This window comes from Chryseobacterium sp. (assembly GCF_041914225.1).
In the GTDB taxonomy this organism is placed as follows: Bacteria; Bacteroidota; Bacteroidia; order Flavobacteriales; family Weeksellaceae; genus Chryseobacterium.
Genome location: NZ_JAYSDT010000003.1, coordinates 142,180 through 155,542 on the forward strand (window position 1 = coordinate 142,180; position 13,363 = coordinate 155,542).

14 protein-coding genes are annotated in these 13,363 nt (G+C 39.9%); 2 read left to right on the forward strand and 12 right to left on the reverse strand.

The window, feature by feature from the left end; genetic code table 11:
- Positions 1 to 8 precede the first annotated feature (8 nt).
- Positions 9 to 893 carry a dihydrodipicolinate synthase family protein gene (locus ACE3RB_RS02575; RefSeq protein ID WP_374462761.1) on the reverse strand — a complete coding sequence of 295 codons (885 nt, stop codon included), beginning with the start codon at positions 891 to 893 and terminating at the stop codon, positions 9 to 11.
- A gap of 44 nt (positions 894 to 937) precedes the next feature.
- On the reverse strand, positions 938 to 1,393 hold the full coding sequence (locus ACE3RB_RS02580; protein ID WP_374462762.1) for a cupin domain-containing protein: 456 nt from the start codon (positions 1,391 to 1,393) through the stop codon (positions 938 to 940).
- A 101-nt stretch (positions 1,394 to 1,494) separates the two neighbouring features.
- Between ACE3RB_RS02580 and ACE3RB_RS02585 the strand changes: the two genes are divergently transcribed.
- Positions 1,495 to 2,925, forward strand: a complete 1,431-nt coding sequence (locus ACE3RB_RS02585) for a PLP-dependent aminotransferase family protein (protein ID WP_374462763.1) — start codon at positions 1,495 to 1,497, stop codon at positions 2,923 to 2,925.
- Between the two features lie 463 nt (positions 2,926 to 3,388).
- Here the strand turns inward: ACE3RB_RS02585 and ACE3RB_RS02590 are convergent, their stop codons facing one another.
- Positions 3,389 to 4,525, reverse strand: coding sequence for an Atu1372/SO_1960 family protein (locus ACE3RB_RS02590; RefSeq protein ID WP_374462764.1), 1,137 nt, complete (start codon positions 4,523 to 4,525; stop codon positions 3,389 to 3,391).
- A 92-nt stretch (positions 4,526 to 4,617) separates the two neighbouring features.
- Here ACE3RB_RS02590 and ACE3RB_RS02595 point away from each other — a divergent pair, with 92 nt between their 5' ends.
- Positions 4,618 to 5,436: an AraC family transcriptional regulator gene (locus ACE3RB_RS02595; protein WP_374462765.1), complete on the forward strand. Its 819-nt coding sequence runs from the start codon at positions 4,618 to 4,620 to the stop codon at positions 5,434 to 5,436.
- Here the strand turns inward: ACE3RB_RS02595 and ACE3RB_RS02600 are convergent.
- The 9 genes from ACE3RB_RS02600 to ACE3RB_RS02640 all read right to left on the reverse strand — a co-directional run bounded on the left by ACE3RB_RS02600 (position 5,418) and on the right by ACE3RB_RS02640 (position 13,352).
- Entirely contained in the window at positions 5,418 to 6,074 is a 657-nt protein-coding gene (locus tag ACE3RB_RS02600; protein WP_374462766.1) for a DUF6766 family protein, read from the reverse strand. The genes ACE3RB_RS02595 and ACE3RB_RS02600 overlap by 19 nt on opposite strands.
- Before the next feature lie 67 nt (positions 6,075 to 6,141).
- On the reverse strand, positions 6,142 to 6,675 hold the full coding sequence (locus tag ACE3RB_RS02605; protein WP_374462767.1) for a Rieske 2Fe-2S domain-containing protein: 534 nt from the start codon (positions 6,673 to 6,675) through the stop codon (positions 6,142 to 6,144).
- Between the two features lie 12 nt (positions 6,676 to 6,687).
- Positions 6,688 to 7,671 carry an NAD(P)/FAD-dependent oxidoreductase gene (locus tag ACE3RB_RS02610; RefSeq protein WP_374462768.1) on the reverse strand — a complete coding sequence of 328 codons (984 nt, stop codon included), beginning with the start codon at positions 7,669 to 7,671 and terminating at the stop codon, positions 6,688 to 6,690.
- Positions 7,672 to 7,694: 23 nt separating this feature from the next.
- On the reverse strand, positions 7,695 to 7,859 hold the full coding sequence (locus ACE3RB_RS02615; RefSeq protein WP_374462769.1) for a hypothetical protein: 165 nt from the start codon (positions 7,857 to 7,859) through the stop codon (positions 7,695 to 7,697).
- 27 nt (positions 7,860 to 7,886) lie between these two features.
- Positions 7,887 to 8,636 (reverse strand): SDR family oxidoreductase, encoded by a 750-nt coding sequence (locus ACE3RB_RS02620; RefSeq protein WP_374462770.1) that lies wholly within the window; start codon positions 8,634 to 8,636, stop codon positions 7,887 to 7,889.
- A gap of 11 nt (positions 8,637 to 8,647) precedes the next feature.
- A complete protein-coding gene (locus tag ACE3RB_RS02625; protein WP_374462771.1) occupies positions 8,648 to 9,445 on the reverse strand; it encodes an SDR family NAD(P)-dependent oxidoreductase in 798 nt (265 codons plus the stop codon).
- Positions 9,446 to 9,450: 5 nt separating this feature from the next.
- Entirely contained in the window at positions 9,451 to 9,951 is a 501-nt protein-coding gene (locus ACE3RB_RS02630; RefSeq protein WP_002979597.1) for a CinA family protein, read from the reverse strand.
- A gap of 46 nt (positions 9,952 to 9,997) precedes the next feature.
- Entirely contained in the window at positions 9,998 to 11,164 is a 1,167-nt protein-coding gene (locus tag ACE3RB_RS02635) for a zinc-dependent alcohol dehydrogenase (RefSeq protein ID WP_374462772.1), read from the reverse strand.
- A gap of 49 nt (positions 11,165 to 11,213) precedes the next feature.
- Positions 11,214 to 13,352: a catalase gene (locus tag ACE3RB_RS02640; protein WP_374462773.1), complete on the reverse strand. Its 2,139-nt coding sequence runs from the start codon at positions 13,350 to 13,352 to the stop codon at positions 11,214 to 11,216.
- Positions 13,353 to 13,363: the final 11 nt, after the last annotated feature.

The window sequence follows — 13,363 nt, forward strand, 5'->3', positions numbered from 1 at the left end:
AGATGGTATTAATTAATAAGTGCTTTCATTATATTTTTTAACTCTTCCGTTTCCTTTTCATGTAGCGGCTTCAAGGGGCTTCGTAAATTTCCTCCGTCTTCCCCGAGAATATTCAGCCCTGATTTCACCGCTCTCGGCAAACCTTTGCTGACAATAAATTTTAAAAGGTCAAACTGCTGATAGAAAATTTCTTTTGCTTTTTCAAGATTTCCTTCTTCCACCGCATGATAAAGACTGATGTTCAATTCCGGGATAAGATTGGGAACTGCCGTACACCAGCCTCTTGCTCCGGCAGAAAATGCAGCCAGGGCCAAAGGATTCGAGCCGTTATAGAAGGCAACTTCTTCTCCCAGTTCTCTTCTCAGATAATGCATTCTCTGAACATCTCCGGTACTTTCTTTAATCATCGTTACATTGGGAATTTCAAGCAGCCTTTTCAGCAGGGCCGGTGACATATCTACTCCACTTGTTGCCGGATTATTATAGGCCATAATCGGAATAGAAATTTTATTGGCGACAGCATCATAATGGGTCACAATTTCGTCGTCTGTGAGTTTCCAGTAACTCATCGGGATGATCATCACGGCATCTGCTCCTGCTTTTTCGGCAAACTGCGCATGGTGAACCGTTTTTTCTGTTGTAAGATTGGAAACCCCTACCAGCGTTGGAATTCTTCCTTTTACCTGCTGCAAAGTAGCTTCTGTAACTTCTTCCTTTTCTTCATCAGACAGATATGGCATTACCCCTGTACTTCCTAATGGCGCAATGCCGTGGCTTCCGGAAGTGACCAGCCTTTCTACAAGGTGTTTGAAAAGAGGAATATCTACTTTTTCATTTTTGTCAAAAGGTGTTATGGGATAAGCTATAATCCCTTTGAATGGAACATTTTTCATATTTTGCTGATTTAAAAATTGAAACTAATTATTAACCTCTTGTCTTAAAGGTCTCTGCCTTCCTCTTCTCTTAATGCAACTCCTAAGTTCTGCAGCTGAGGAGCATTTTCGCAGGCAATATATTTGGCAGGTTCCTTATCGCTAAGGTTCTGGTGTTTATGCCATGCCCATGAAGGAATATATACTGCGTCTCCTGCTTCCCAATGTACTCTTTCATCTTCTACTTCTGTCCAGCCTTTTCCCTCAATGACAAATAATACGGTTTCATACGTATGGCGATGTCTGTTGGTCTGCTGGCCGGGAAGAAGGCCGCCGATCGTCATGCTGACATTCTTACTGGGAAGATCTACAAAGAAAACCGGATGTTTCCTTTCTGTTGAAAACTGATTGTGCTCACCTGCATTTTCTACATTTTTATGAATCAAATGGCTGGGTTTTACATACTTTGGTCTTGCAAAAGTTTCGTGAAAGTCTTTAGAACTGAATTGTTTCTTGTCCATGATTTTAAAATTATTAAGGTTTTGTGCTTTATTGCATGACAAAATTATTTTATATTTGGACTGTTTAAATGATTCAGTTTTTACACAAACAGATAGTCCAGATGTTACGACCTTGGAAATTAGAATTAGAAATTGATAAAAAGCTTGATAAACCTGTTTATCTGCAGATTGCCGATACCATTATCAGTGATATCCGTTCAGGAAGACTGAAACCCGGTGATGCTTTGCCTGGAAGCCGGAATCTGGCACAGACTTTAAAGATTAACAGGAATACCGTTGTGGAAGCTTATCAGGTTCTGATGAATGAAGAATGGGTGATTTCCAAAGAACGGAAAGGAATTTTTGTGTCAGAAAATCTCCCTGCTTTACATGAGAAAAAAACAGGCAGAATACAGGATTCTTTAAATCAGCAGATGATTTCCAACGCAATGCTAATCAATTTTGATGACGGGCATCCTGACAGTAAGATTGCGCCTGTAACAGAGCTGGCAAGGGCTTACCGACAAATTTTCAGTATCAAAGCCAAATGGCAGATGATGGGCTATGGAAATGAGCATGGGGATGTTGAGTTCCGTAAAATGATTTCTCAGATGCTGAATCATCAACGTGGAATGCATATTCAGGAAAATGAAATTTCTATTACCCGAGGCAGCCAGATGGGTATGTTTCTGACAGCTCAAACTCTTTTAACTTCCGGCGACAGTGTTATTGTAGAAGATCCGGGGTACCAGCCTGCATGGCATGCTTTTGAATATGCCGGTGCCGAACTTTTACCCGTACCTGTAGATTATGAAGGAATCAGTATTGAAGCTGTAGAAATGCTTTTGACAAAGCATCAGAATGTTAAAGCCATTTATATTACGCCTCACAGGCAATATCCTACAACTGTCACTTTAAGCCTTTCCAGAAGATTAAAATTAATTGAGCTTTCAAATCAGTATAATATAACCATCATTGAGGACGATTATGACAACGAGTTTCATTTCGGGTACCGCCCTATCCTTCCTGTTTCAAGTTTTCCGGAGCTGCACAATTATGTTTATATCGGAACACTGAGTAAGGTGGTAGCCCCTGCTTTGAGGATTGGCTACCTGACCACTAAAAATCAGGAATTACTGAAAAAAATCGGTGATCTGAGAAAAATTATTGATGTGCATGGAGATGTTATCATGGAACAGGCTGTTCTTCAGCTGATCAGAGAAGGTGCGGTAAAAAAGCATATCAGAAAAGCAACCGTTTATTACAGGCATAAAAGAGATTTCGTTTATGAGCTGCTAAAAAAGCATATGGCAGCTATTGCAGATTTCACATTGCCTGAAGGTGGGCTCGCCTTTTGGATTGTTCCTAAAGTTCAATTGGATTGGGATGTAGTAACCTCTCTTTTATTGGAGAAGAATATCAAAATAATCCATCCGGAACAATACAGTCAAAATAAGGTCAATGGCTTCAGATTAAGCTACGGAGCCCTTTCTGAAGAACAGCTGGAACAAAGTATTCCTTTGATTGCTGAAATTTTTTCGAACTCCTTTTAATCATTGATTTCAAGGAATACAGATATCCCACAATCAAAAATCAAATAAAAATCAAAGTTTTTTAACTTTAGTGAACTCTTCAGCAACTTATTTTAACCTAAAATCAACTTAAGTGGTTAAAGCTTTGTGACTTTTGTGGTTTAGTAAATATTTTCCCACAGATTTCACGGATTTACACAGATGTTTGAGCAATCAAAAAATCTTGATTTTTTTAAACTTTAGTGAACTTCTCCGCAGTTTATTTTTAACTTAAAATCAACTTAAGTGTTAAAGCTTTTGTGACTTTTGTGGTTAAATTATATTTTCCACCACAGATTTCACAGATTTACACGGATGTTTGGGCAATCAAAAAATCTTGATTTTTTTTAACTTTAGTGAACTTCTCCGCAGTTTATCTTTAAGCTTAAAATCAACTTAATGGTTTTTATCTTTTGTGACTTTTGTGGTTTAAACAGATCGGAAACTACTCCACTTCAAAAATAGCCTGAATCTCTACAGAAGCCCCCACAGGAATGGATGATGCCCCCAGAGTTGCCCTGGCATGTTTTCCCTTGTCCCCAAAGATTTCTACGGCCAGGTCAGAAGCCACATTCATAAGGTCTGCATGCTTTGTATAATCTTCTTTTGTATTGAAAATTCCTGTAAGCTGAACACATTGTTTTACTCTGCTCAGATCCCCTCCTACAGCTTCGTTCAATACAGAAATGACATTCAGCATGGTAACTTTTGTTGCTTCTTTTACCTGCTGTTCATTTACTTCAATACCCAATTTCCCGGGATTGAAGATTTTACCGTCTTTCAAAGCAACCTGATTAATGAATACCAGATTTCCGGAGCGCACAAAAGGCTGATAATTTCCTGCCGGTTTTGGGACCTGCGGAAGGGTAATATTTTTCTGTTTGAGTATTTCAGCGAAGTTCTGATGATGTTCTGCAGCAAGTGCCGCTCTTTTTGGACGGGTATCCTTTAATGCCAGCGCTACTTTTGCAAAGTTTTTTCCTTGTAATTCAGCAATATTCCGTTCTCCTTTGGTAGGTCTTTCAACATCTTTTAAAGAAGCCATACTCGTTACCCCTAACACGGTATTTCCCTGTGGAATAGCCTTATTCAGCTCTTCTGTTCCACGGATGCCGTTAGGTACCAATATCATTCCGTGAACCGCAAGACTGTTCCAGAATGCCTGTATGGCCAGCTCTTTTCCAGCACCGCTTCCTGCTGACATGAAAACTGAAGCCGGAACACCTTCTAAAGCATGATTGGTCCAAAGCTGGACGGTTTTAGCTAAAAATTCACTCATCCCCGTACTGATATTTCCGAAATAAACCGGTGAGCCAAAAACAATCCCGTCATAACTTGTCAGTTCGTCTACGGTTGCCACCGGAAGATTTTTAAGGTTAGGATTTTGTGAAGGTTTGACCATTTTGATATAAGGAACCGCATTATTTTCACTTTCAATTCCTTTAGCGATTTCTTTGGCCAGTTCATAAGTCCCGCCATTATCTGAATGGATAAGGACCAATATTTTTGCTTTATTTTGTGCCATAATGGTGGTGATATTAGATAATACAATTAAAATAAAAAAAAGACATCGTTTTTTCATTCTGAACAGGATATAGGTTATTTTTATTAATGTTATTTTATTGACAGTACAAAATTAGTATTGGCGTTTTTATTAAATTTGCCAAAATATATATGCAAAACGACATTATGAAATGCGGACTGATTGAAAAAACGGAAAGTCATTTTATCGATTCTATTGAAAAAGAGGCTTATGTCTGGTGTGAAAAAAACTGGAAACATGATGATTATGAACACAGGCATAGCCGCACTCAGCTGACTTTTGTAGAAGATGGTTACCAGTATTTCCATATCGACAGGAAAATTTATCTTGTCCCACAGCATCATGTCATATGGATTCCTTCAGAAAAAGGCCACAAAATAACTTCTGAAGCACAAACGGTGAATCTGATGGTATTTTTATTCAAATCTGTTTTTGAAGACGAATTTTATCAGAATGTTCAGGTGTTTGCCGCTCCTCCTGTGCTAAAGGAAATGCTTTTATATGCCTCAAAATGGAATCAATCATTAGATGAAAATGAAGAACAGGACGTGTTTTTTAAAGCTATTTTAAAAAGTCTTCCCAACTTCTGTAAGGAAAGCAGTGGGTTAGAAATTCCTGTACCTGCAGATACAAGGCTGATTCCTGTATGTGATGAAATCAATACTCATTCTAAATATAATTTAGACATTGATGCGCTGGCTGAAAAAGCACAAATGTCTGTCCGGAACCTCCAGAGAATTTTCAAAAACGAAACCGGAATTACCCTCCAAAAGTACCTTCAGCTGACAAGAATTTTAAAAAGTATCGAACTGATTGACACCAGACAATATACTTTAAGTGAAGTTGCTTATAAAGTTGGCTATCAAAGCCTGTCTGCATTTACTTCATCCTATTTTTCCGTCATGCAGGAAAAGCCAAAAGTTAGAAAAGGTCATGGCGTTTCATCATGAGGCATATCAACCGGTTTTGATTCGGGAGAGCCTTTTTCACGGAGCCATATGGATAGAAGAACCAATGAAGCTACGGCAAGAAATTCACTCTGCCAGTTCTGAAAGGATTCAAACCAGAATCTTGATTCTGAAATATACTGCATTGCCGTTACAGTCGGTTTGCTGTTCATCAGCTGTTCATCATTAAAATCCTTAAGGCTTCCGTAGAAATGTAAGATAAAGCTGGCCAGAAAGAGAACGGCAAAAGCAATGGATAAGGAATGCTTATAGAGTTTCAGCCATATTCCTCCTTTTTTGACGGGCCATGGCGCTTTGGGATGCGGTACAGGTTCCTTGTCTACATTTTCCTCTTCCGTCATAGATTTCGACTCACTGGAGCCTTTCTGCCTCAGAGAAATTGTTAATAAAACATAAAGCATCATCTGAAGAAATTCGCTTTCCCAGTTTTCAAAAGTTGCCTGTATGAAATGGCCGCTATGAATATATTCACCGATCTTTAAAGCAGGCTGTCCGTTTTCAATGAGTTCTTTGTTTTCTGTTTTCCAACCCATAAAAAACTGTCCTGCAAGAAAAATGATCATCAGAGTAATCAGAACAATACTTAAGCTGTTGCAATACAAGAAACTGGTGCGTGGCATATTTCCGGGTTTAAGGTTAAAATTTAAAGTTCAAGGTTTAAGGTTTAAGGTTTGAAATGTAGTGTTTTTATGGATCATGTTTCTGATAAGGGAATACTTTCTGCAGATTCCTGGTTGTGGGTCCGGTAAGAATTTTTCCATTCACATTGAATCTGGAGCCATGGCACGGGCAGTCCCAGCTCAGCTCTGCACTGTTCCATCGTACTTCACATCCTGCATGCGGACATGTACTTCTCAGGAGATGTAATGTACCGTCAATCTCTTTGTACAGGGCATAAGATTCTGATTCGTACCGGATGACTTTCGCCTCTCCTTCTCCAATTTCTGAAAAGGATTCTATTTTATCTTTAAAAATTTTATCTTTTACGAAGTCAAAGGCTACCGTTGCATTTTCTTTCACAAAATCTGAGAATCCGGCAACAGGCTTGATTCTTGAAGGGTTGAACAAATCACCGTATTTACTTTCTCCTGTAACAATCAGATCATGCAGGATCTGTGATGAAAGTGTTCCGAATATCATTCCGTTTCCTCTGAACCCTGTAGCAACAAAAATTCTTTCCTTACTGCCGGGAAGTTTTCCAATATACGGAAGCCCGTCCACCGGCTCATAATATTAGCTGGACCAGCTATAATACACTGTTTCCACATCAAAGTATTCCCTGACATAATTTTCAAGTCTTGAAAAGCATTCTCCGGTATTTTCAGCATGTCCTGTTTTATGATCTTCACCACCTGCAATCAAAAGGTTTTCACCTTCAATACTCTGAATACGGTAATAATGATAAGGCTCACAGAGATCATAACCCAGTGCCCACGGATAGCGGTCGTTTTTCATGGTAAAAGCCATTGCATAGCTTCTGTAAGGAGCATTCGTAAAATGAAGAACATTGACTCCCGGCGGTATGTGAGTTGCATAAACAACATTTCCTACCTTTATTTCTCCTTTTGAAGTTTTTAAAGTAACATATTCATCGTACTCATCATGATCTTCACAATGACAGTTTTCCTGAATGGAACCTCCCAGCTTTATAAAAGCCTCACAAAGTCCTTTGATATATTTTATCGGATGAAAATGGCCCTGTCCGGGAATAAGTACTGCTTCTTTGAAGGGTATTGGAAAAGGGATTTCATTCACATAACTCATTTCATGCCCAACTTTATGAGCTCCTTCCACAATACTTTTCAACTGTTCCTGCTGCTTTTCATCCAGTGCAAAAAGATATGCTGATTTCCTGGCAAAATCACAGCTGATATTGTATTGCTGAATGCGGTCTTCAATAATTTCAATGGCATCAACTCCGGATTCTGCATAAAGTCTGGCTTTTTCAAGACCAAAATCCCTGATAGCTTCGTTGAAGGTGGTATCAAAAAAATCATTTAAATGAGCAGTTGTTCCCCCTGTTGTTCCGAATCCGATATTGGCAGCCTCCAGAATGATGCATTTCTTTCCGGATTCCTGCAGCTTCAGCGCTGTTGACACTCCGGTAATTCCGCCGCCCACTATGGCAACATCAAATATCTGGCTGAGATCAGTTTCTGCAGAAAATTTTCTGACTTCTTCCTGCCATATACTTTTTCTTGCACCGTCTCTGTACATAACTCTATTTTTTACTATTAAACTTACCTGATACTTAAGGTATCACTTTCCGGAATTCCTGTTTTATCAGTATTGGCAGGATTGTTCTTCTGATCTCTTTTTCTGTTTTCGTCTTCATCAATATTGCATCTGCAGGAAGTAAAAGTAAACAGGCTTAGAACGCCTAAAATAAGTGCTGTTGTTTTCATAATGTAAATTTTTTAGTGTTGAATATCTTATCCGTTCACAATTAACCCTCCATTGGGGTGAAGTACCTGTCCGGTAATCTGCGAGGCATCTTTACTGGCCAGAAACAGAAAGCTGGAGGCAATTTCTTCAGGAGTGGCATTTCTCTCGAACGGAGGTTTGTTGGGATTTTCTTCTTTTTCGTCAAATGTTTCTTCAGTAAGCGGTGTTGCTACAGGGCCGGGCGCAACGGCATTGATGCGGATTCCTTTTGGTTTTGCCTGTAATGCCAGTGAGCGGGTAAAAGAAACAATAGCTCCTTTTGTAGCGGAATAATCAAGAAATTCCGGATGGCCCTGGTATGCAGAAACCGAAGTTGTATTGATGACACAGCTTCCTTCTTTCAGATAAGGGAATACGACCTTCGTCAGTAAGATCATCCCCACAATATTGGAATCAAAGGTTTGCCTTATATTCTTTTCCTCAAGATCTTCGATTTTGTCCGCAGGAAACTGAATTCCGGCATTATTGATGAGAATATCAATTTTTCCGAATACCGAGATCACTTCTTTTACCGTTTCTTCACAGAATTCATAGTCATTGATGTCTCCTTTAAAAATGATGCATTTTCTATTCAGCGTTTCAATTTCTGCTTTTGTTTTTCCGGCATCATTGTCGCTGGAGTGATAAATAATGGCAATATCTGCTCCTTCCAGGGCAAAAAGAAGGGCTACCGCCTTACCGATTCCACTGTCGGCACCGGTAATTAAAACAGATTTATTTTCTAATTTTCCGATCATACCGTTATTTATTATTCTTCTGTTGTGGGTTTTTGCATTTCATACATTCTGTGGGCAGCCATACTGTCGCTTGAAATATTAGCCATGGCTACGGAAAGTTTATTTTTTAAGCCCGATACTATTTTATCATCTCCGTTCATCAGAGCATTGTAACCGTCAATGGCCACTTCTTCAGGTGAAGCGAGATTATCCCTGTCTTCAAGTATTTTACTTGTGTTCATATCCGCTTTATTGAAGAAATCTGTGTCTGTAGGCCCCGGTAAAAGCGCAGTGACCGTAATTCCGGAATCTTTTAATTCTTCACGGATAGCTTCAGACCAGGACAACACAAATGCTTTGGTACCATGGTATACCGATTGCCATGGACCAGGAGCTTTACTGGCTACTGAAGCCAGGTTTAAAATTTTTCCTGATCCTTTGGGCAGCCGGTCCTTCAAAAACAGTTTGGTCAATATGATGACAGAAATGATATTTAACTGTATAATGTCTACTTCCCTGTGAATATCAGTATCCTGAAATTTTCCATAGACGCCCTGTCCGGCATCATTAACCAGGATTTCAGGGCTTATCCCATTCATTTTCAACTCTGAATAAAGGGAATAAGCTTCTTCTTCCAAAAAAAGATTTTTGGAGATGCTGATCACATTCACTCCAAAATTTTTAAATTCATCAGACTTTTTTTTCAGCTCTTCATGATCTCTGGCCACAATAACAAGGTCGTAGCCATTCTTGGCAAACTGTTTGGCCAGTTCGTAGCCTATACCGCTGGTAGCACCTGTAATGAGTGCAAATTGATTCTTGCGATCCATAGATTTTATTTTAAGATTAAAAGTCTGTTCAGCTCACTTTTAAAACAGCCCAAAATGAATTCCGTATAATAGAGCTGGGCATTCAGGGCTTGTGTTTTGGGATGAAGTTCCAGTTTTTTAGTCAGGATAATCTCACCTTTATAGGAGAATGAGAAATAGGCAAAAATTTTATATCCGGAATTGCGGATCGGTGTACAGTAGCCTGTTGTGGCAATAGACCAGTCGGACTCATAAAGTCTGGCTACATTCAATGCCATGGTTTCTGCAATATTCTCTGAAACACAATCGCATTCTTCGGCTTCCTGCCTGTTGACCTTTAACAATTTTACTTTTTCCTGCAAAGAATAAGCTGTCATGCCTCCTTTATAAAACATAGAGGCATTCGGCATCTGAGAAAAAGCCAGCTGTAAACATCCTGAGGTAACACTTTCTGCCACCGAAATGGTTTCGTCTGTGGTCATCAGTGACTGGCTTATATATTCGAGAAGATTCTTTTGAAAATCCATACTATTAATTTTAAGTAATTGATTTATAATTGTATCAAAATCCTTTTTATTTCCACGGGTCAAGAACGACCTTTACACATCCGTCTTCTTTCTTATCAAAAATTTCATATCCTTTGCTTACTTCATTAAGAGAAAGGCGGTGGGTAATGACATCATCAAGCGTGATTTTTCCGGTCACAACATAATCCATGAGTTGATCTATAATGGGATGAACGTTACATTGTCCTGCTTTAATGGTGATTCCTTTGTCAAAGATCTGTCCGAGTCTGAAATTGTCATAATTGACAGGATAAACTCCCAGAACGGAAACAATACCACCTCTTCGGACGGCACTCATGCATGCTTCCAGCACCTTGATTGAGCCTTTTTCAAAGTTCAAAACAGCTTTTGCCCGGTCTATAAAGCTCCTTTCAGGTTCAAAGCCTACGGCTTCAATACAGAGATCTGCTCCACGCCCGTCCGTCATATCCCTGATCTGTTCTATAGTGCTTTCCGCATCTTCCCACAAAATGGTTTCGCATCCTGTAAGTATTTTGATACGGTCCAGCCTGTATTGAAGAGTATCAACAACAATGACTTTTTTTGCATTATATAAGACTGCGCTTTTGGCAGCCATTGTGCCTACAGGGCCTGCTCCAAAAATGACCACGGTTTCTCCTCCTTTAAGTTCTCCCCACATCACGCCTGTATAACCGGTGGGGAAAATATCTGTGAGAAATAAAACCTGTTCATCTGTTAAATTTTCAGGAACCTTTCTGGGACCAAAATGAGCGTAAGGAACTCTTACATATTGTGCCTGTCCGCCGTCATATCCCCCATACAAATCTGTATATCCGAATAAAGCTCCGCCTTTATCTTTAAAAATGCCTCCTTCCGGGCCGTAATAATCAGGGTTACTGTGTTCGCAGGCAGTAGGAAGATCATGCTGACAGAAGAAGCAGCTTCCGCAGGCAACGGGGAAAGGAACTACTACCCTGTCTCCTTTGTTCAGATTGGTAATATTTTTTCCGGTTTCTTCTACAATACCCATAAATTCATGTCCCATTACCATGGGTCTTGCCTGGGGAATTCCTCCTGAATACATGTGCAGGTCGCTGCCACAGATAGCGGTAGAGGTTACTCTCAGGATAATATCATTTTCATCCAGAATTCTGGGATCTTCTACGGTGTCACAGGTAATGTTACCTGGTGAATGAAAAACGGCAGCTTTCATAATTTAAATATTTAAAGTGATTGGTGTTGGTGTGAAGGGTGTTTTATGATTACGCGTTTCTCTCCATTTCAAGATCCCAGACTCTGTGCTGAGCAATAGCCTGGATGAATTTATCGGCAGGATCTCCGTCTTCCCATGTAATGATTCCCGGATCCTCATGTTGTTTTGTTGCTACGTTGGAATTCTGATAAAGTACTTCTGTATCTTTTCCGAAATAAATGGCTTTACAATGTTTATAGGCTTCGTTGATGAAATGCAGTACCAGATGCTTATTTTCTGAAGTCATAAGCTCTTTTACAGCATCTTCTCCCGGGCAGATGGCAAGAGCATCAAAACATACGCTTGCAATACTCGTAAGAGAATGTTTTGGTACAAGCTCAGAGCCGTCATTCAGCCTTACCGGAGCAACACTTGGGGCAATCAGTTCTACTCTGGCGCCTTCTGCTTCAAGCTTTGTTTTAAGATCATTCACCGCTCCGCCATCAGCACCGTTAGCCAGGATAAAACCTATTTTACGGCTTTTGATCGTATTTTTTACGGTATGCGCCATGCTCAGTGCATCGGAAACTTTTGTGTGAGGTTCTCTTTCTTCGCTCTGAAGTTCTATAATATTACTGTCTGAAGGCAAACTTTGGTTAGGCCATTCCAGCTTTTTAACTTCAACACCTAATTTTTCTGCAACGCTCCATGCGAGGGACATGTCAATATAAGCCAGCTGGCCTACCAGCCTTTCTCTGATTTCCAGACGGGTTACTTTTGACAATTCAAAGACCAAAGCATTCTGAAGGTGCATTTTCTCCGGTGTTGACTGGCTGTTGTAGAATAATTTAGCCTGAGAATAATGATCTACGAAACTCTTGCTTCTTTCTCTGATCTTCACTCCGGAAACTCTTTCCTGCTGGGAGGTAAATCCACCTTCAGACATCATTGCCTGAAAAGGGCATCCTCCACCGATGGAATTCGGTTCATAACTGCTTTTCCCTTTGACGATTTGTTGTCTCATATGGCCGTCCCTTTGATTATTATGAACGGTATTAAGTGATCTGTTAATCGGTATTTCATGGAAATTGGGAGAGCCCAGCCTTGACAGCTGAGTGTCGGTATATGAAAATAATCTTCCCTGCAGCAACGGATCATTGGTAAAATCAATTCCCGGAATAATATGTCCGGGGTGAAAAGCAACCTGTTCTGTTTCTGCAAAGAAATTATCAGGGTTTTTGTTCAGGGTTAAAGTTCCTACAATTTCTACAGGGACTTCTTCTTCAGGAACTATTTTGGTAGGGTCAAGAAGATCAAAATCAAATTTGTGTTCATCTTCTTCAGGAATCAGCTGTACACCGAAATCCCATTCAGGATAATCGCCGTTTTCGATGGCTTCCCAAAGATCTCTCTTATGGAAGTCAGGATCTACCCCTGAAATCATCTGTGCTTCGTTCCAGGCTACAGAGTGTACGCCTAATTTGGGTTTAAAATGGAATTTTACAAAATGTACTTTTCCTGCTTCATTGATGAATTTAAAAGAATGTACTCCGAAACCTTCCATCATTCTCAGGCTTCTCGGAATGGCTCTGTCACTCATCAGCCACATGATCATATGCATACTTTCGGGCATCAGTGATATAAAATCCCAAAATGTATCGTGTGCCGATGCAGCCTGTGGAATTTCATTATCCGGTTCCGGTTTTACAGCATGGATGAGATCCGGAAATTTGATGGCGTCCTGAATAAAAAATACAGGCATATTGTTGGCCACGAGATCGTAATTTCCTTCTTCGGTATAAAATTTTACGGCAAATCCGCGGACATCTCTTGCCAGATCCGTACTTCCCTTGCTTCCCGCAACGGTTGAAAATCTCACAAAAACAGGGGTTTCTTTCCCAAGTTCTGTCAAAAATTTTGCTTTGGTGTATTCTGCAAGGCTTTTGGTAAGTTTAAAAATACCGTGGGCTCCGGAACCCCTGGCATGAACTACTCTTTCGGGAATTCTTTCATGATCGAAATGGGTAATTTTTTCCCTCAGAATAAAATCTTCCAGTAATGATGGGCCCCGTTCTCCCGCCTTCAGAGAATCCTGATTATTATTAATCTTTAAGCCCTGATTGGTAGTCAGTTTTTCGTTTTCATTGGAAGTACTGTGCAGGTCAAGCTGTTCTGCTTTTTTGTTGTGTTCGTTGGTTTTCATATTCATAATCTTTTTTG

Excerpts from the sequence above, each read along its gene's own strand:
- ACE3RB_RS02610 (WP_374462768.1), bottom strand. The coding sequence starts at position 7,671 with ATGTACAGAGACGGTGCAAGAAAAAGTATATGGCAGGAAGAAGTCAGA.
- ACE3RB_RS02625 (WP_374462771.1), bottom strand. The coding sequence starts at position 9,445 with ATGGATCGCAAGAATCAATTTGCACTCATTACAGGTGCTACCAGCGGT.
- ACE3RB_RS02620 (WP_374462770.1), bottom strand. The coding sequence starts at position 8,636 with ATGATCGGAAAATTAGAAAATAAATCTGTTTTAATTACCGGTGCCGAC.
- ACE3RB_RS02630 (WP_002979597.1), bottom strand. The coding sequence starts at position 9,951 with ATGGATTTTCAAAAGAATCTTCTCGAATATATAAGCCAGTCACTGATG.
- ACE3RB_RS02595 (WP_374462765.1), top strand. The coding sequence starts at position 4,618 with ATGCAAAACGACATTATGAAATGCGGACTGATTGAAAAAACGGAAAGT.
- ACE3RB_RS02640 (WP_374462773.1), bottom strand. The coding sequence starts at position 13,352 with ATGAATATGAAAACCAACGAACACAACAAAAAAGCAGAACAGCTTGAC.
- ACE3RB_RS02615 (WP_374462769.1), bottom strand. The coding sequence starts at position 7,859 with ATGAAAACAACAGCACTTATTTTAGGCGTTCTAAGCCTGTTTACTTTT.
- ACE3RB_RS02590 (WP_374462764.1), bottom strand. The coding sequence starts at position 4,525 with ATGAAAAAACGATGTCTTTTTTTTATTTTAATTGTATTATCTAATATC.
- ACE3RB_RS02600 (WP_374462766.1), bottom strand. The coding sequence starts at position 6,074 with ATGCCACGCACCAGTTTCTTGTATTGCAACAGCTTAAGTATTGTTCTG.
- ACE3RB_RS02575 (WP_374462761.1), bottom strand. The coding sequence starts at position 893 with ATGAAAAATGTTCCATTCAAAGGGATTATAGCTTATCCCATAACACCT.
- ACE3RB_RS02585 (WP_374462763.1), top strand. The coding sequence starts at position 1,495 with ATGTTACGACCTTGGAAATTAGAATTAGAAATTGATAAAAAGCTTGAT.
- ACE3RB_RS02580 (WP_374462762.1), bottom strand. The coding sequence starts at position 1,393 with ATGGACAAGAAACAATTCAGTTCTAAAGACTTTCACGAAACTTTTGCA.
- ACE3RB_RS02635 (WP_374462772.1), bottom strand. The coding sequence starts at position 11,164 with ATGAAAGCTGCCGTTTTTCATTCACCAGGTAACATTACCTGTGACACC.